Here is an 18366-nt window from a genome sequence, read left to right as displayed (position 1 = left end):
TTTGAACAGCAAGAGCCCGCCGCGACGGGCCAAACCATAGGCGGAGAGCACAGATGCCAGACATGACGGGCGGACAGCGCATGAATATCACCAGCCTCTCGATGCCGGGGCATGACGAGCTCAAGCCGCGGATCACCGTTTTTGGCGTTGGCGGGGCAGGCGGTAACGCTGTCAACAACATGATCGACCAGCAGCTGGAAGGCGTCGAGTTCGTCGTTGCGAACACCGATGCGCAGGCGCTGGTTGCCTCGAAAGCGCCGCTGAAGATCCAGATCGGTCTGAAAGTGACCGAAGGTCTGGGTGCTGGTGCACGTCCCGCAGTGGGGGCCGCCGCCGCCGAGGAATCGCTGGAACAGATCATCGATCATCTGGCCGGTTCGCATATGTGCTTCATTACCGCTGGCATGGGTGGCGGCACCGGTACGGGCGCGGCCCCGATCATTGCGCAAGCCGCGCGCGAAATGGGTGTGCTGACGGTTGGTGTGGTGACCAAGCCCTTCATGTTCGAAGGGTCGAAGCGGATGCGTCAGGCCGAGGAGGGCGTCGCTGCCCTTCAGAAGGTCGTCGATACGCTGATCATCATCCCGAACCAGAACCTGTTCCGCATCGCATCGGAAAAGACGACCTTTACCGAAGCCTTCATGATGGCCGACGATGTGTTGTATCAAGGCGTGAAGGGCGTGACCGACCTGATGGTTCGCCCGGGCCTTATCAACCTCGACTTCGCCGACGTGCGTTCTGTCATGGACGAGATGGGCAAGGCGATGATGGGCACCGGCGAGGCTGATGGCCCGACCCGCGCTATCGACGCGGCCAAGAAGGCCATCTCGAACCCGCTGCTGGACGAGATCAGCCTGAACGGCGCGCGCGGTGTGCTGATCAACATCACCGGTGGTCACGATATGACCCTGTTCGAGTTGGACGAAGCTGCCAACCACATCCGCGAAGTTGTGGATTCCGAGGCGAATATCATCGTCGGCTCGACCCTCGACCCCGATATGGCCGGCAAGATCCGTGTGTCGGTTGTGGCGACTGGTATTGATGCGGGCGAGAAGCCGGTCGAAGTGCCTGTGCCGCGCCGCGTCATGCAGCAACCTGTGCAGCCCGCGCCCGAGCCCGCCTTCCGCCCCGAGCCGCCGCGCGAGCCCGTGCAGCAGCATCGTCAGGAATACGCCCCGCAACCGGCCCCCTCAGTGCAGCAAGAGCCGATGATGGAGCGCCCGCGCCAAAACTATGCGCCTCAACCGCGCCCCACCGCCGAGACGTATGAAGACGTTCCGCCGATGTACACCCCGCGTGCGTCGCAGCCGCAAATGACCCAGCCTGTCGCGCCCGCGCAGCAACCCGACCCGCGTTATGTTGCCCCGCAGCGCCCCGCGTCGTCGGCTGCCGAGGCGTTGCAGCGCCTGAGCAGTGCGGTCGATCACAGCCCTGTTGCCGACCAGCGCCCGGCCCGCGCCCCCGAGCCGCAAGGGCGCTTTGGGATCGGAAATATTATCGGACGTATGGCGGGCCATCAAGATGGCCACGCCCCTGCACCGCAGGCGCGCCCGCAGCCGACGGCGCAGCGTGATGATGCGGGTACAGATGCGGAACGTGACCGTGTCGAAATTCCGGCATTCTTGCGGCGTCAGGCGAATTAATCGCCCGCTGACCCAAGGTCTGCAGATCACTTTGAAACCGCCCCATTGGGGCGGTTTTTTCGTTTAAGGTATTGTTTTTATTGGGTGCGGTATCGGGTCTGCCTTTGCCGCCCCTGCATTGTTTCACTTCGTTGCAATCTGTGAATTGAGGGTTCACCCCTTCATCACTACTTGCTGAAAAGGAAGTTAGCAGAAGGCATTTTGCATTGCAGACCACAGTTAGACAGCCGGTCACGTTTTCGGGCGTGGGCCTACATTCTGGGGCAAAGGTCTCGGTCACGGTTCTTCCCGCTGCGGCGGATCATGGAATCGTGTTCCGTCGTACCGATGCTGCCGGGGGTGGCGCGCTGATACCTGCTTTGTGGAACCACGCAGTCCAAACCCCCCTTTGTACGCAGCTGGAAGACGCTGCCGGACATACCATCTCGACCATCGAACACCTGATGGCCGCGCTGGCCGGTTGCGGCATTCATAACGCACTGATCGAAATTGACGGTGCCGAGGTGCCGATCCTTGATGGGTCGAGCCGTGAGTTCGTCGCGGGCTTTATACGCGTCGGTTTGACCGAGTTGCGCGCCCCGATTCGTGCAATCGAGATTCTGCACGAAGTCAGCGTGACGCATAACGGCGCCACTGCCCGCCTGTCGCCTGCAACCTCGATGCAGATCGATTTTGAAATCGATTTTCCCGACGAGGCCATCGGCCATCAGGCTAAGCTGCTCAACATGTCGCACGACGCTTTCCAGCGCGAGCTTCAGGAAGCACGGACGTTCTGCCGCCTTTCGGATGTCGAGGACATGCGTGAGCATGGCCTTGCCTTGGGCGGCACCATGGAAAACGCCGTGGTCGTCGATGGTCCGCGTGTGGTGACGCCCGGCGGTCTGCGGTACGCAGATGAGCCCGTGCGGCACAAAATGCTGGACGCTTTGGGTGACCTCTACACCGCTGGTGCGCCGATTATCGGGCGCTACACCGGCCAACGTGCAGGCCACGCGATGACCAACCGTCTGCTGCGTGCGCTGTTTGCTGACCCAACCGCTTGGCGCCGTGTCAGCTGCACCCGCGCGATGGCCGCCCGCCTGCCCGGCATGGGCTATATGCCCCAGCAGGATGCGCCGCGCGTCGCCTAAAGCCGCGGTTGCATTGGCGAAGTCGGGCCGGTGATGGCAAAAGCCATTTTGCCATCCGGAATTTCATGCTACAGCGGAGCAAAGCAAAGACGTTGAACGGAGCCGGAGCATGGCAATGACAGGCCTGATTAAGGCAACAGGCGGTCGGGGGGTGTTTCTGGTGGCGGCGCTCAGCCTCACTTTGCTCGCCGCGTGTGGGGAACAGCGGTCCGCACTGCGTGCGCCCGGTGCACTCGATGATTACTCGGCCGAGCAGATCTATCAGTTGGCCGAGACCGAGATGGACGGAAACAAGCTGGATAATGCGGCTTATTTCTTTGGCGAGATCGAGCGTCTCTACCCTTATTCCAGCTGGGCCAAGCGCGGGCTGATCATGCAGGCTTTCGCCTACCACCGCGCGGGTGATTACGACAACAGCCGCTCGGCTGCGCAGCGCTATGTCGATTTTTATCCGACCGAGGAAGATGCCGCCTATGCGCAGTATCTGCTGGCGCTGTCGTATTACGACCAGATCGACGATATCGGCCGCGACCAGGGCCTGACCTTCAAGGCCCTGCAAGAGCTGCGCCGCGTGATCGAGGTTTACCCCGACAGCCCCTATGCCGAATCCGCCTCGCTGAAGTTTGATCTGGCGTTCAGCCATCTGGCCGGCAAAGAAATGGAAGTCGGTCGGTATTATCTGAAGCGTGGAAATTACACCGCCGCTATCAACCGGTTCCGTGTCGTCGTCGAACAGTTCCAGACCACTACCTACACCCCCGAAGCGCTGATGCGTCTGGTCGAATCCTACCTTGCGCTGGGTCTGAACGACGAGGCACGCTCGGCCGGTGCGATCTTGGGCTATAACTTCCAGTCGACGCCGTGGTACGCCGATGCTTATGCGCTGTTGCAGGGCCACGGGCTGTCGGCCGAGCCTGTGGGTGAAAACTGGCTGTCGCAGATCTATCGCCAAGTGATCCGCGGCGAGTGGTTGTAACAGCCGCAGATGCTGCGCGCCCTTGAAATTCGCGACATGGTCATCATCGACCGGCTGGATCTGGCGTTCCAGCCGGGGCTGAATGTGCTGACCGGCGAGACAGGGGCGGGTAAGTCGATTTTGCTGGACGCGCTGGGGTTCGTGCTGGGCTGGCGCGGCCGCGCCGAGGTGGTGCGCCAAGGCGCCGAGCGCGCCGAAGTCACCGCCGTTTTTGATTTGCCCGCAGGCCATCCGGCCCGCGCGATTTTGCAAGACGCCGGTTGGGCGCCCGAGGATGAACTGATCCTTCGTCGCACCGCCAGCCCCGACGGGCGCAAGCAGGCTTGGGTCAACGACCGTCGCGCTGGGGCCGAGGTGCTGCGCAACCTCTCGGACCATCTTGTGGAATTGCACGGCCAGCAGGACGATCGCGGCTTGCTGGACGCAAAGATGCACCGCCATCTGCTGGACCAGTTTGCCAGCGCCGAGCCCCTGATCGCCGACGTGCGCAGCGCTTGGACTGCGCTGCGTGACTTGGGTCGCCGTGCCGCTGCGCAGGCCGAGGCGCGGGCTGCGTTGGCCGCTGAAGAGGACTTTCTGCGCCACGCTGTGGCCGAGCTTCAAACCCTCGACCCCAAGGCGGGGGAAGAGGAAGAGCTGGACGTGGCCCGCCGTTTGATGCAGGCCGCCGCGCGGATCGGCGACGATATCGCGCGCGCCAAACAGGCAGTCTCGGGCGACGGGGCCGAGGGGATGGTGGCCAACGCCATTCGTTGGCTTGACGGGGCCGCAGGGCAGGCTGATGGCCGGTTGGATGGGGCGCTGGATGCGCTGGGCCGTGCCATGGACGCGCTGGGCGAGGCTGAACAAGGCATCGAAAGCTGCCTTGAGGCGCTGTCGTTTGATCCGCAACGGCTTGAGCAGATTGAGGAGCGGCTGTTCGCCATTCGCGGGCTAGCACGCAAGCATAACGTGTTGCCGGACGATCTGGTGCCGCTGCTGGTGACGTTGTCCGCGCGCCTCGCCGCCCTTGATGGGGCCGAGGCCGAGGATGCCGCGCTGGCCAAAGCACTGGCCGCCGCCGAAGCGCAGTATGACAGCGTCGCAGCTGCCTTGACCGCCCGCCGCAGCGCCGCTGGCCTGCAGCTGTCGCAAATGATCGAGGCGGAGCTCGCCCCCCTGAAGATGGAGCGGGCGCGGTTTACCGTCGCCATTACCCCCGCGCCGCGCGGTGCGGAAGGCGTTGATGAGGTCACATTCATCGCCGCCACCAACCCCGGCGCGCCTGCGGGGCCACTGTCGAAAGTGGCCTCGGGTGGCGAACTCAGCCGGTTTTTGCTGGCGCTGAAAGTCTGCCTGACGAAGGATCAGTCGGGCCTGACGATGATTTTCGACGAAATCGACCGTGGTGTTGGCGGTGGGACAGCGGATGCCGTCGGGCGGCGCTTGCTGGCGTTGGCTGATGGCGGGCAAGTGCTGGTTGTGACCCACAGCCCGCAAGTTGCGGCACTGGGGGATTATCACTGGCGCGTAGAAAAGCACGTCGAAAACGGCGTTACGACATCACGTGTCGTACCGCTGGATACCGACGCGCGCGTGGACGAAATCGCACGCATGCTCTCGCGCGAGCCTGTCAGCGAGGCGATGCGGATTGCCGCGCGGGAACTGATGGCCGCGCGCTGAAACAAAAGGGGCGACAGGTTGTCCTGCCGCCCGCTTTTTTATCCGCGGTTCATGCGGTTTTCGATCAGATCGTCCACCACCGAAGGGTCGGCTAGCGTCGACGTATCGCCCAAGGCGCCGTAGTCGTTTTCGGCGATCTTGCGCAAGATGCGGCGCATGATTTTGCCCGAGCGGGTCTTGGGCAGGCCCGGCGCCCATTGAATCAAGTCGGGCGTGGCGATCGGGCCGATCTCGGCGCGCACCCACCGGATCAGGTCCTTGCGCAGATCCTCGGACGGGGTTTCGCCGTTCATCAGCGTCACATAGGCGTAGATACCCTGACCCTTGATCGCGTGAGGGTAGCCGACAACGGCGGTTTCGGCGACGGACGGGTGGGCCACGAGGGCGCTTTCGACCTCGGCCGTGCCCATACGGTGGCCCGATACGTTGATCACATCGTCAACGCGGCCAGTGATCCAGTAATAGCCATCTTCATCGCGGCGGCAGCCGTCACCGGTAAAGTAGTAGCCCTTGTAATCACTGAAATAGGTCTTTTCGAACCGCGCGTGATCGCCCCAAATCGTGCGCATCTGGCCGGGCCAGCTGTCTTTGATGCACAGGACACCCTCGGCGACGACATCGGTTTGTTCGGCCCCGCTGGTCGGGTCGAGGATAACGGGCTGCACGCCAAAGAAGGGCAGCGTTGCCGATCCGGGTTTGGTCGGTGTCGCGCCCGGCAGCGGGGTGATCAGATGGCCGCCGGTTTCGGTCTGCCACCATGTGTCGACAATCGGGCAGGTGCCTTTGCCGATCACCTCGTTGAACCAGTTCCACGCCTCGGGGTTGATAGGTTCGCCCACCGTGCCCAAAATGCGCAGCGACGACAGGTCATACCCCTCGACCGGTGCGTTGCCATGGGCCATCAGCGCGCGAATTGCGGTGGGGGCGGTGTAGTAAATGGCGACGTTGTGGTCTTGCACGATTTGCCATGTGCGGCTGGCATCGGGGTAGGTCGGGATGCCTTCGAACATCAGCGTCGTGGCGCCGTTGGCCAGTGGGCCGTAGACAAGATAGCTGTGGCCGGTGACCCAGCCGACATCGGCGGTGCACCAATACACCTCGCCCGGTTGGTAATCGAACGAATATTCATGCGTCATCGCCGCATAAACCAGATAGCCGCCCGTGGTGTGCACGACCCCCTTGGGCTGTCCGGTCGAGCCGGACGTATAAAGGATGAACAGCGGATCTTCCGCGTTCATTTCGGCCGGCGTACAGTAGGGCGAGACCGCGGCGGCAAGGGCGTTGTAATCGTGGTCGCGGCCCTCGACCCAGCTGATCTGCTCGCCCGTACGCTTGACGACCAGCACTTCTACATCGTCGTCGCAGTGCAGCAGCGCGGCATCGGTGTTCGACTTCAGCGCCGTTTTGCGGCCCCCTCGCGGGGCATAGTCGGTGGTGACCACCAGCTTCGCGCCCGATCCGTTCACGCGCGCGCCCAGCGAATCCGGCGAAAAGCCCGCAAACACGACCGAGTGGATCGCGCCGATCCGGGCGCAGGCCAGCATGGCATAGGCAGCTTCGGGCACCATCGGCATGTACAATATGACGCGGTCGCCGCGTTTGACGTTAAGCCCTTTCAGCACATTCGCCATGCGCCCTACGTTTTCAAACAGGTCGCGGTAGGTGATGTGTTGCGCGGGGGCGTCGGGGTCGTCGGGCACCCAGATGATGGCGGTCGTGTCGGCCTTGTCGACCAGATGGCGGTCGATACAGTTGGCCGCGACATTCAGCGTGCCGTCACCGAACCATTCGATATTCACCTTGCCGGGGACAAAACTGGTGTTTTTCACGCGGGTGAAGGGGCGCACCCAGTCCAGCCGCGCGGCCTCGCGCGACCAGAATGTCTCGGGGTCGTTCACCGATTGCGCATACATACGATCATAAGTTGCCTTGTCGGCATGGGACTGTGCCGCCAGTTCGGGACTGGGCGGATATGTTTTGGTTGTCATGGCTCCCCCGGAAAATCCATTGCCTTGCCTCGGTCAATGGTCGGTCGATTGTTCGTCGTCCCGCAGCGTGGCGGGATCCTCCACCCCCGAGGTTCGTGGACATTGGGGGGCGTGTCAAGGCGGCCCAGCGGGACGCATCGCCGCATTTCTGTCGGGGAAAGCGGCCGAAATGGAAAACCCGCGCCAGTGTGTGGCGCGGGCGGTAGGGTTATTCCAGCTCGATCAGCAGATCTTTGGCGTCGATCTGGCTGGCGGGCGTGACGTGCACCGCTTTGATGACGCCGTCGCGTTCGGCATGGATACCGGTTTCCATCTTCATCGCCTCGATGGTCAGCAGCAGATCGCCCGCCTTCACGGGTTTGCCCGCTGCTGCCGCGATGGTGGCGACGACACCGGGCATCGGCGCGCCGATGTGGTTCGGGTTGCCCGCCTCGGCCTTGGGCCGCGCGGCGCGGGTGCCGGTCTTTTTGCGGTCGGCGATACGCACCGTGCGGGGCAGGCCGTTCAGTTCGAAGAAGACCTTGACCTCGCCATCGTCGGTCGTCTCGCCCACGGCTTGCAGGCGTACTTCCAGCGTTTTGCCGGGGTCGATCTCGACCGAGATTTCGTCGCCCGGTGCCATGCCGTAGAAGAAGGCTTCGGTCGGCAGGGCGCGCACGGGGCCATAGGTGCGGTGGCGGCCCATATAATCCATGAAGACCTTGGGATACATCAGGTAGCCGTTCAGATCCTCGTCGTCGATCTTGCGCCCTTCAAGTTCGGCCGAAAGCTGGGCACGGGTCGCCTCGATATCGACAGGGGGCAGGAACTTGCCGGGGCGGTCGGTTATCGCGTGCTCGCCCTTCAGGATTTTGGCTTGCAGGGCAGCGGGCCAGCCACCGGGCGGTTGGCCCAAATTGCCGCGCATCATATCGACGACCGAGTCGGGGAAAGCGACATCCACCGCAGGGTCTTCGACTTCGGCGCGGGTCAGGCCTTGGGCCATCATCATCAGCGCCATATCGCCCACCACCTTGGACGAGGGGGTAACCTTGACGATATCGCCAAACATCTGGTTCACCTCGGCATAGGTCTTGGCGACCTCGTGCCAGCGTTCCTCGAGGCCAAGGCTGCGGGCTTGTGCCTTCAGGTTGGTGAACTGGCCGCCGGGCATTTCGTGCAGGTAGACCTCGGATGCGGGGGCCTGCAGGCCAGATTCGAAAGCGGCATATTGGTAGCGCACTTGCTCCCAATAGTTCGAAATCTCGCGGATCGCGTCGATATCCAACCCCGTATCGCGGTCGGTGCCGCGCAGGGCCTCGACAATCGACCCTAGCGTGGGTTGCGATGTGTTGCCCGACAGCGCATCCATAGCCGCGTCCACCGCATCGACGCCCGCCATCGCGGCCGACAGGATCGTGGCGGCCGATGCGCCCGAGGTATCGTGCGTGTGCAGATGGATCGGGATCGAGACCTCGTCCTTCAGCGCCTTGATCAATTGGCTGGCGGCTGCGGGTTTCAGCAGGCCCGCCATATCCTTGATGCCAAGAATGTGGGCGCCTGCGGCCTCCAGCTCTTTCGCCATGGCGACGTAGTATTTCAGGTCGTATTTAGGGCGGCGCGCATCCAGAATGTCGCCCGTATAGCAGATCGACGCTTCGAGGATCTTGCCGCTGTCTATCACCGCATCCATCGCGACGCGCATGTTTTCAACCCAGTTCAGGCTGTCGAACACACGGAACACATCGACGCCGGTTTCTGCGGCTTGTTTGACGAAAAACTGCACGACGTTGTCGGGGTAGTTGGTGTATCCCACGCCGTTGCTGGCCCGCAGCAGCATTTGCGTCAGAACGTTCGGCATCTGCGCGCGAATGTCGCGCAGGCGCTGCCACGGACATTCCTGCAAGAAGCGGTAGGCCACATCGAACGTCGCGCCGCCCCAACATTCGACCGAGAACAGATCGGCCATTTTATGCGCATAGGCCGGTGCCACGCGGATCATGTCGATCGACCGCATGCGGGTGGCCAGCAGCGATTGGTGGCCGTCGCGCATGGATGTATCGGTAATCAGCAGGCGCTGCTGGGCCAGCATCCAGTCTGCAACCGCCTTAGGGCCGCCGCTTTCCAGCAATTGGCGCGTGCCTGCGGGCGCATCGGCCAGCGGCACTTTGGGTGCGCGGGGCAGCTTCACGTCGGCTGGGCGGGGGCGGCCGACAGTCTCGGGGTGGCCGTTGACCGTGATGTCGGCGATGTAGCGCAGCAGCTTCGTCGCACGGTCCTGCCGCTTTTTAAACTGGAACAGGTCGGGCGTCGTGTCGATGAACTTGGTGGTGTAGGTGTTGTTCAGGAACGTCGGGTGTTTCAGCAGGTTGATGACGAAGTCGATGTTCGTCGACACCCCGCGAATGCGGAATTCGCGCAAGGCGCGATCCATGCGGGCGATGGCCATTTCGGGCGTCTGGCCGCGCGCGGTCACCTTGGTCAGCAGCGAATCGTAATAACGGGTGATGACCGCGCCCGAATAGGCGGTGCCGCCATCCAGCCGGATACCCGCGCCAGTGGCGCTGCGGTACATCTGGATACGGCCATAATCTGGGATGAAGTTATTCAGCGGATCTTCGGTGGTGACGCGGCATTGCAGGGCGTGACCCTTTAGCACGACATCGGCCTGCGTCGCGGCGCCGGTCGCTTCGGCCAGCGGTTTGCCTTCGGCGATCAAGATCTGGGCGCGCACGATGTCGATGCCGGTGACTTCCTCGGTCACGGTGTGTTCGACCTGCACGCGGGGGTTCACTTCGATGAAGTAGAACTTGCCCGAGTCCATATCCATCAGGAATTCGACAGTGCCGGCGCATTCATAGCTGACGTGGGCGCAGATGCGCTTGCCCAGCTCGCACAATTCCTCGCGCTGGGCTTGGGTCAGATAGGGGGCGGGGGCGCGCTCGACCACCTTTTGGTTGCGCCGCTGCACCGAACAGTCGCGTTCCCACAGGTGGTAAATGCCGCCCAGCTTGTCGCCCAGAATCTGCACCTCGACGTGGCGGGCGCGCAGGATCATCTTTTCCAGATAGCCTTCGCCATTGCCGAAGGCGGCCTCGGCCTCGCGGCGGCCTTCGCGGACTTTGTCCTCCAGCTCGTCGGGGTTGTTGATGGGGCGCATCCCGCGCCCGCCGCCCCCCCACGAGGCTTTCAGCATCAGCGGATAGCCGATCTGGGCGGCCTCGTCGCGAATGGCGGCGATATCATCGCCCAGAACTTCGGTCGCCGGAATGACAGGAACGCCTGCCGCAATCGCGACCTTACGCGCCGATGCTTTGTCGCCCAGCTGGCGCATGGTGATGGCTTTGGGGCCAATAAAAGTAATGCCCGTCGCATCGCAGGCATCCACAAATTCGGGGTTTTCCGACAGCAAGCCATAGCCGGGGTGGATGGCATCGGCACCGGCCATTTTGGCGACGCGGATTATTTCGGGGATCGACAGATACGCCTGAACAGGCCCTAGACCTTCGCCGATGCGGTAGGCCTCGTCCGCCTTGAAGCGGTGCAGGCCCAGCTTGTCTTCCTCGGCATAGACGGCGACGGTTTTCTTGCCCATTTCGTTTGCGGCGCGCATGACGCGGATGGCGATTTCGCCCCGGTTCGCGACCAGAATCTTCTGGAATTCGGCCATGGAATTCTGCCTCCCCCTCGTGCAGTTTCGTCAATGCTTAGGTCGTTCCAGCGCCTGACACAACGGAAGTTTGCTGTTTTCGCGGCAATTTGGTAAGGTGGTTAGACCAATTGCCTGTTTTGTGGCGAAAGCGCGCGCGGTAAAAGTCGCGGCAGATTTTGAACGTAACGGGAACATTGATCTTCCCACCGGCCCGTGCCTTGGCTATGTTGGCCGGTATGATGGATAATACCCCGACCCCCTCGCTTTCACAGCGCGCCATGGCCGCGCGCCCGACCCCCTATCTGGATGGGCTGAATGCTGCGCAGTTAGCGGCCGTCGAAACGATGGACGGGCCGGTTTTGATGCTGGCAGGGGCGGGGACGGGCAAGACCAAGGCGCTGACAAGCCGCATCGTGCATATCGTCAGCACGGGGCGCGCCTACCCGGGGCAGATTTTGGCGGTGACCTTTACCAACAAAGCCGCGCGCGAGATGAAGCACCGCATCGGCAAGGTGCTGGGTGACGCGGTCGAGGGGATGCCGTGGCTGGGGACTTTCCACTCGGTTTGCGTGCGGCTGCTGCGCCGCCATGCCGAGTTGGTGGGGCTACGACCTGACTTCACCATTCTGGATAGCGACGACCAGCTGCGATTGCTGAAACAACTGATTAAAGCGGCGGGGATTGACGAAAAACGCTGGCCAGCGCGCGCGCTGGCGGGGGTGATTGATGGCTGGAAAAACCGGGCCATTGGGCCGGATTCCATCCCCACATCCGATGCCAGCGCCTATGACGGGCGGGCGATCCGGCTTTATGGCGAATATCAGGCGCGGCTAAAGGCGCTGAACGCGGTCGATTTTGGTGACCTGCTGCTGCACATGGTGCGCATCTTCCAAAAGCACCCCGATGTGCTGGAAAGCTATCAGGACCGGTTCAAGTACATTCTGGTCGACGAATACCAAGACACCAACGTCGCGCAGTACCTGTGGCTGCGGCTGCTGGCGGCCAAACACCACAACATCTGCTGCGTGGGTGATGACGACCAGTCGATTTACGGCTGGCGCGGCGCCGAAGTGGGTAACATCTTGCGGTTCGAGCGCGACTTTCCCGGCGCGACCGTGATCCGGCTAGAGCAGAACTATCGATCCACGGGGCATATCCTGTCGGCGGCGTCCGGTGTGATCGCCAAGAATGGCGGTCGGCTGGGCAAGACCCTTTGGACCGAGGCCGGGCAGGGCGAGCGTGTCCGCCTGATTGGCCAATGGGATAACGAAGACGAGGCCCGCTGGGTCGGCGAAGAGATCGAGGCCCTGCAGGGCGGATCACGCGGCTTGCCGCCCTTTGCGTTGGACCAGATGGCGATTCTGGTGCGCGCGTCGCACCAGATGCGCGCATTTGAAGACCGTTTTCTGGCGATTGGCCTGCCCTACAAAGTCATCGGTGGCCCCCGCTTTTACGAGCGGATGGAGATTCGCGACGCGATGGCCTATTTCCGCTTGGCGGTGCAAGGCAGCGACGATCTGGCGTTCGAGCGGATCGTCAATACCCCCAAACGCGGCTTGGGTGAGAAAGCGGTGCAGACGATTCAACGCACCGCGCGCGACCAAGGCTTGTCGTTGCTGGATGCGGCCGGGGCGGTGGTGCAGCAAAAGTTGCTGGGCGGCAAAGCCGTGTCGACGCTGGGCGCTTTGGTACAGCAATTCTACCGGTGGCACGATGCCATTCTAGCGGGCGCATCGCATATCGAATTGGCCGAGCAGATCTTGGACGAATCGGGCTACACCGGCATGTGGCAGGCCGAAAAGTCGCCCGATGCCGAAGGGCGTTTGGAGAACCTGAAGGAGCTGGTGAAGTCGCTGGATAACTTCGACAACATGCAGGGCTTTTTGGAACATGTCGCGCTGGTGGCGGAAAACGAATCCGACACCGCCGGCCCGCAGGTGTCGATTATGACCTTGCACGCCGCGAAGGGGTTGGAATTTCCCGTTGTCTTTCTGCCGGGTTGGGAAGACGGCATTTTCCCGTCCCAGCGCGCGTTGGATGAAAGCGGCCTTGCCGCGCTCGAGGAGGAACGGCGCTTGGCCTATGTGGGTATCACCCGGGCCGAGCGGTTGGCGATCATCAGCTTTGCCGCGACGCGGTTCTTTCACGGGCAGCGGCAGTCGATGCTGCCGTCGCGCTTTATCGACGAGCTGCCGCCCGATGATGTCGAGGTGCTGACGCCGCCCGGTCTTTATGGGGGCAGTTATGGCGCCGCCGCGCCCCAACCCGCGCGGGTCGAGGAAAGGGCCGCCAGCGCCGATGTTTACAACTCGCCCGGGTGGCAGCGCATGCAATCACGCGGCGCGCAGCGCGGTGTGTCGGGGTTCAAGACGGGCCGCGGCCCGATTATTGATGCCGTGGCGACCACCGTGCTGGCGGTGGGGGATCGGGTATTCCACCAGAAGTTCGGCTACGGTCTGATCACCGCGCTGGATGGCGACAAGGTGCTGGTCGCCTTTGATAAGGCGGGTGAAAAGCACCTGATGTCGCATTTCGTTGTGCCCGCAGCGCAGGCTGATGACATCCCGTTCTAAGAACGGGATGTTGGCACTTACACCATCACAATCGGGATCAGCGTCAGCAGCAGCAAGATGGCCATCGTGATGTTGAACGCGCGCAGGCGCGCGGGCGTATCCAGCAGGCGGCGCAGTTCCTGCCCCATGACGCACCAAAGCGTGACAGACGGCAGCCCCGTGATGATAAACGCCACCGCGATCAGCACCGCGCCCAAAAACGACCCGCTAGGCGAATAGGCGGCGACTGCGGTCACCGCGCTGGCCCAGGCCTTGGGGTTAACCCATTGAAACGCCGCCGCCTGTAAGAAGCTGAGCGGTTGTGCCGTGCTTGTGGCCCCGTCGATCGGCGCGGCGGTGGCGATCTTCCACGCCAGATACAGCAAATAGACCACGGCCACGACCTTCAGCAGCACCCGCATGGTGGGCAGCAGCATCGACAGCCCTGCAAGTGCAAGGCCCAGAATGAAGATCATCACCCCAAACCCCAAGGCGATGCCCCAGATATGCGGCCAGCTGCGGTGCAGGCCGAAATTCGCGCCCGACGTCATTACCATCAGGTTGTTGGGCCCCGGTGTGATCGAACTGATCAACCCGAAAACAAGGACGGCAAGGAATGTGGCAATGGTCATGGCTTGGCTCTTTTCAGGACTGTGTCGGTCATATGGACGACAAGGCCGACAACCAAGCCCCAAAATGCCGCGCCGACACCAAAGAAGCTGACCCCGCTAGCCGCGACAAGGATCGTGACAGTCGCTGCAGTGCGTTGGCTGGGGTGGCTCATGGCGTTGCCCAGCGCCCCGGCAAGCGGGGCCAGCAGGCCCAGCGCCACGACGGCGGTCAGCAGTTGCGGGGGCAGGCCGTGCAGCAGGCCGATCATCCACGGCCCGACCAGCGCCAGCACCAGCCACGCAGCGCCATAGGGCAGGGCCACTTTCCAGCGCTCGGCTGGGTTCGGGTGGACGGCAGGGTCTAGGCAGATGGCGGCTGTAATGGCCGCCATATTATGGGTGTGCGCGCCAAACAGCCCCGTCAGCGCCGACCCCGTGCCCGTGACCAGCAGGCTGCGTCCCACATTCGGGGTATAGCCAGCCGCTCGCTGCACGGCGAACCCTGGTAGGTTCTGTGCTGCCATCGTCACTATATAAAGCGGCAGTGCCAGCCCGAAGACGGTGCCAAGATTGAAGGTGGGGGCAATAAAGACAAGGTGCGGCAGCACAAAGCCATCGTGCGGCAGCGTGATTTGCCCCTGCATCGCGGCCAAGGCCAGCCCTGCCGCCAGTGCAACCAGCACGCTGGCAGCGGCATTCACCATGCGCGCCAGCAGATAGACGACAACCATCATGCCCACGATCATCGGCGCGCCTTGTAGCGCGCCAGCGATCTGTAGGCAAAATGGCAGCAGTACGCCGGCCAACATGGCGCCTGCCAGCGCGTCGGGGATCATGGCGATCAACCGCCCCAGCGGGCGCACTACACCGGTGAGGGCAATCAGTATGCCGACCAGAACGAACGCGCCGACGCCCTCGGCCATTGTGATGCCATCGGTCGCGGCAATCAGCGCTGCGCCCGGTGTCGACCACGCCAAAACCGTGGGGATACGTGTCCAGACCGACAGAATGATGCTGCCCACCGCTTTGCCAAGGCAGAGCGCGAAGACCCAGCTTTGCGTTTGTTCAGGCGTCGCCCCCAGCGCCTGCGCGGCTGCCAACACAAGCGCGATGGACGAGCCATACCCGATCAGGGCGGCGACAAGGGCTGGGGCGAAAAGGGAAACACGCATTGGCAGTCCTGCAGACGGGCCCAGACCTGCGCTGGGATCAGCGTCAGAGGAGAGGATATGTCCGGAAAATGCAACCTGCCAAAAATACGAGACGGCGGCGCCGGGAGGAGGTGACGCCGCCGTCTTGTGGCAACCTGCAATGGGAGGAGGAGGTGCAGGTTGCGGGTCCAAGGATCTCTCGAGGGAGGAGGAGAGAGATCGCCGGATAATGTTGCTAGGCTTTGCCGATGTGCTTGTTTCGTCATCGCCCTTGCTTGAGACCATATGTAAATGAATTGCGCGCCGGTTCAATCGCCGCCTTTACAAGGCCGCCATGCATCCAGTGCATAGGCCGAAAGTCCTTTGTTTTCTTGATTATTGGCGTATGCAGGGGGTGATGGGAATAAGGCGCTCCCCTCTTGCGCATTTGGGGGAAATATCTGCCTGTTTTCTGTGCGATGATGGAATAATGCGGTATTCTTCCCGTCAACGACCAAACAGGCTAAAGCCCGAACATGTCGAGGCGATGACAGTACCGCCCCAGTGCGACGCTGATTCTGCCAAGGCCGATATGCGGCAGATAAATGTGGGGCATGATCCGAATCTGCGGCAGGGTGCAAGAGTGGGGAACAAGATGACACTGACGAAAGACGACGTGACAGCCGCGCTGCGGGCCATCGCACTGCCGGGCGGTGGCGACCTGATCTCGCGCGACTTGGTGCGCGCTCTGGCCGTGGTCGACGGCGAGGTGCGCTTCGTAATCGAAGTGCCAGATCCCGAAACCGCACAGGCCTTCGTTAACGTGCCCCGCATTGTCGAGGATGCGTTGATGGCGCAGGCGGGCGTGCAGCGCGTGAATGTTGTCCTCACCAGCACGCGTCCGGCCCCGGCGCTGAAGGTGGGGCGTCACGCGACCGCGCAGGCGGCAGGCCCGCAGCCCGTGCCGGGCGTGCGTCATGTTATTGCCATCGGCTCTGGCAAGGGCGGCGTGGGTAAGTCCACGGTAACGGCGAATCTGGCGGTCGCGTTGGCACGCGCGGGCCGGCGCGTGGGGCTGCTGGACGCGGATATCTATGGCCCCTCGCAGCCGTTGATGATGGGCGAAGATCGCCGCCCCACCGCCCCCGATGGCAAAACGATGATACCTTTGCGCGCGCACGGGGTGTCGCTGATGTCGCTGGGGCTGCTGGTTCCGCCCGGCAAGGCGGTCTCGTGGCGCGGCCCGATGTTGATGGGCGCGCTGCAGCAGATGCTGACACAGGTGGCGTGGGGCGAACTGGATGTGCTGCTGGTCGATCTGCCGCCCGGCACTGGCGATGTGCAGATGACCCTGTGCCAGCGCACCAAGGTCACGGGCACGATCGTCGTCTCGACTCCGCAGGACGTCGCGCTAATCGACGCGCGCAAGGCCGTCGATATGTTCAACACCCTTCATACCCCCGTGCTGGGCCTGATCGAGAACATGTCCCATTTCACCTGCCCGCATTGCGGTGGCACCAGCCATATCTTTGGTCACGGCGGTGTCGCACACGAGGCCGCGACCTTGGGGCTGCCGTTGCTGGCGCAGTTGCCCATCGATCTGGAGACGCGTCTGGCGGGCGATAGTGGCCGCCCCGTTGCGTTGGGCGATGGCGAGATGGCGCAGGCGTTTGCGCAGCTGGCGGCGGGCTTGGTTCGCGGCGGTGTCGCCTGATCAGCCTGTTGCAGAAAAGCCGCGATCCCTGCGCGTTGCATTTTGGTCGACCCTCGCGCCCTTTGCGTGTGGAGCGATGGCGGAAAGTTCGGCGCTGAACCGAATCGCCCTCGATTCTATTAATAATCGTTACTGGGAACACATGGGTTTGGCTGGTCTGGTCGGGCCGGTGTCCGCAGTGTTCACACCCTGTTCACGTTTGCGCGAATCGCCTTGCGATTGCAGATGCAAAAAACATCACGAACTTTAATCATGCGCCATTTTTGCACCACTAACTATATGTGGTAGCGATTCTGTCAGATGACACCTAATGCGGCCAGATTCGGCGCTGCGATTCCACAGCCTCGGTTGCAAGGGCAAGGGTGAATCGACACTCCTCCGCCGATTGCCCAGCAAAACCCATTGCGTTCCATGAATTCCCAATGCTATCTCCAGTCTCAAGGAAGGATCGAGCAGTTCACGCAAGTGGCCGTGAGATTTAGCAGCGACCGGAAGACGCAAAAATATCCGGCGCTACGAGGCAGGTTTCACCAGGCGCTTCGATCACTTCCGTCAGATGAGGGTGGGTCAACTGCCCCGGACGGCAAAACGACGAAAAGTCGGACGTAAAAACAGATCCGGCGCACGCAACGAGCAGTGATCCCCAGAAGGATGCGTGCAGCCAGACACCCGAAAGGGAACGTGATCGGCGGGTCGTGCTGTGGCAGCGGTGCGATCCGTTTTTTATTGGGCCAAGGCAGCTTGGCCTGGTTGACAAAAATAGCGGGCCGCATGGCCCAAATAATTGCCAAAGGGCCACAAGGCCCGGCGAGGGACAGAAAAGGGAAGGCGCGGCCTTGGTCAGCTTTACCGGCGAATATGTACAGAAGATCGACGGGAAGGGGCGCATGTCCATTCCCGCCGATTTTCGTCGTGTGCTGGAAGGGCATGATCCCGATTGGGCCCCGGGGGCAAACCCCGGCCTTTACCTGCTTTACGGCGAACACCTGAAAAACTGCCTGCATGTCTACACCGTTGCCGCGTTTCGTCAGATCGCGCAGGGCATTCAGGCCATGCCACAGGGCGCGCCGCAGCGCCGCATCGCGTCGCGGCTGATCTTGGGGCAGTCGGTGCGCCTGGATGTCGACAAGGATGGCCGCGTGGTGATGCCGGCCGACCAGCGTGCAAAGCTGGGCATCGCCGAGGGCGAGGTGCGTTTTACCGGCGCGGGCGACCATTTCGAGATCTGGGAAAACCAGACCTTCGCCAACACCATCGCGGCCGAGGTCGAGGCCTTCTTGGCGGCGCAGGGCGAGGATTTCGACCCGCTGTCACTGTTGCAGGGGTAAC

Annotated in this window: 11 protein-coding genes; 7 read left to right on the top strand and 4 right to left on the bottom strand. The window is 62.5% G+C overall.

All coding sequences use genetic code 11. The features are described 5' to 3' along the window. The first annotated feature begins 80 nt into the window (after positions 1-80). The 4 genes from ftsZ (at position 81) to recN (ending at position 5411) form a co-directional block, all read left to right on the top strand. Positions 81-1643 (top strand): cell division protein FtsZ, encoded by a 1563-nt coding sequence (ftsZ, locus tag BVG79_RS07900; RefSeq protein WP_085786403.1) that lies wholly within the window; start codon positions 81-83, stop codon positions 1641-1643. Positions 1644-1849: 206 nt separating this feature from the next. After that, positions 1850-2773, top strand: a complete 924-nt coding sequence (gene lpxC, locus BVG79_RS07895; RefSeq protein WP_085786402.1) for a UDP-3-O-acyl-N-acetylglucosamine deacetylase — start codon at positions 1850-1852, stop codon at positions 2771-2773. A 115-nt stretch (positions 2774-2888) separates the two neighbouring features. Then, the gene (locus BVG79_RS07890; RefSeq protein ID WP_418268892.1) at positions 2889-3749 is read left to right on the top strand and encodes an outer membrane protein assembly factor BamD; all 861 of its coding nucleotides are present in this window, start codon (positions 2889-2891) and stop codon (positions 3747-3749) included. Between the two features lie 9 nt (positions 3750-3758). Then, on the top strand, positions 3759-5411 hold the full coding sequence (recN, locus tag BVG79_RS07885; RefSeq protein ID WP_085786400.1) for a DNA repair protein RecN: 1653 nt from the start codon (positions 3759-3761) through the stop codon (positions 5409-5411). 38 nt (positions 5412-5449) lie between these two features. On the opposite strand, the gene acs is transcribed toward recN, so the two are convergent. Together acs and BVG79_RS07875 are read right to left on the bottom strand one after the other, a co-directional pair. Then, positions 5450-7399 (bottom strand): acetate--CoA ligase, encoded by a 1950-nt coding sequence (gene acs / locus BVG79_RS07880; RefSeq protein ID WP_085786399.1) that lies wholly within the window; start codon positions 7397-7399, stop codon positions 5450-5452. Positions 7400-7607: 208 nt separating this feature from the next. After that, positions 7608-11048 carry a pyruvate carboxylase gene (locus BVG79_RS07875; protein WP_085786398.1) on the bottom strand — a complete coding sequence of 1147 codons (3441 nt, stop codon included), beginning with the start codon at positions 11046-11048 and terminating at the stop codon, positions 7608-7610. 221 nt (positions 11049-11269) lie between these two features. Here BVG79_RS07875 and BVG79_RS07870 point away from each other — a divergent pair, with 221 nt between their 5' ends. Next, on the top strand, positions 11270-13603 hold the full coding sequence (locus BVG79_RS07870) for an ATP-dependent helicase (protein ID WP_085787317.1): 2334 nt from the start codon (positions 11270-11272) through the stop codon (positions 13601-13603). Positions 13604-13620: 17 nt separating this feature from the next. Here BVG79_RS07870 and BVG79_RS07865 read toward each other — a convergent pair whose 3' ends face one another. Next, a complete protein-coding gene (locus BVG79_RS07865) occupies positions 13621-14214 on the bottom strand; it encodes a LysE family translocator (RefSeq protein WP_085786397.1) in 594 nt (197 codons plus the stop codon). Continuing rightward, entirely contained in the window at positions 14211-15365 is a 1155-nt protein-coding gene (locus BVG79_RS07860; RefSeq protein WP_085786396.1) for a benzoate/H(+) symporter BenE family transporter, read from the bottom strand. The genes BVG79_RS07865 and BVG79_RS07860 overlap by 4 nt, the downstream gene beginning before the upstream one ends. A 613-nt stretch (positions 15366-15978) precedes the next feature. On the opposite strand from BVG79_RS07860, the gene BVG79_RS07855 reads away from it, so the two are divergent. Continuing rightward, complete coding sequence (locus BVG79_RS07855) at positions 15979-17037, top strand: Mrp/NBP35 family ATP-binding protein (RefSeq protein WP_085786395.1); 1059 nt, start codon at positions 15979-15981, stop codon at positions 17035-17037. A gap of 836 nt (positions 17038-17873) precedes the next feature. Then, the gene (locus BVG79_RS07850) at positions 17874-18365 is read left to right on the top strand and encodes a division/cell wall cluster transcriptional repressor MraZ (RefSeq protein WP_085786394.1); all 492 of its coding nucleotides are present in this window, start codon (positions 17874-17876) and stop codon (positions 18363-18365) included. Position 18366: the final 1 nt, after the last annotated feature.

It is taken from the genome of Ketogulonicigenium robustum, assembly GCF_002117445.1.
Lineage (GTDB): Bacteria > Pseudomonadota > Alphaproteobacteria > Rhodobacterales > Rhodobacteraceae > Ketogulonicigenium > Ketogulonicigenium robustum.
Note: the sequence above shows the minus strand (reverse complement) of the source record. Positions and strands in the feature narration are given on the sequence as shown.

What these genes read in the sequence shown, in the direction of transcription:
- ftsZ (WP_085786403.1), top strand. Translation starts at nt 81, where the DNA reads ATGAATATCACCAGCCTCTCGATGCCGGGGCATGACGAGCTCAAGCCG.
- BVG79_RS07890 (WP_418268892.1), top strand. Translation starts at nt 2,889, where the DNA reads ATGACAGGCCTGATTAAGGCAACAGGCGGTCGGGGGGTGTTTCTGGTG.
- recN (WP_085786400.1), top strand. Translation starts at nt 3,759, where the DNA reads ATGCTGCGCGCCCTTGAAATTCGCGACATGGTCATCATCGACCGGCTG.
- acs (WP_085786399.1), bottom strand. Translation starts at nt 7,399, where the DNA reads ATGACAACCAAAACATATCCGCCCAGTCCCGAACTGGCGGCACAGTCC.
- BVG79_RS07875 (WP_085786398.1), bottom strand. Translation starts at nt 11,048, where the DNA reads ATGGCCGAATTCCAGAAGATTCTGGTCGCGAACCGGGGCGAAATCGCC.
- BVG79_RS07870 (WP_085787317.1), top strand. Translation starts at nt 11,270, where the DNA reads ATGGATAATACCCCGACCCCCTCGCTTTCACAGCGCGCCATGGCCGCG.
- BVG79_RS07865 (WP_085786397.1), bottom strand. Translation starts at nt 14,214, where the DNA reads ATGACCATTGCCACATTCCTTGCCGTCCTTGTTTTCGGGTTGATCAGT.
- BVG79_RS07860 (WP_085786396.1), bottom strand. Translation starts at nt 15,365, where the DNA reads ATGCGTGTTTCCCTTTTCGCCCCAGCCCTTGTCGCCGCCCTGATCGGG.
- BVG79_RS07855 (WP_085786395.1), top strand. Translation starts at nt 15,979, where the DNA reads ATGACACTGACGAAAGACGACGTGACAGCCGCGCTGCGGGCCATCGCA.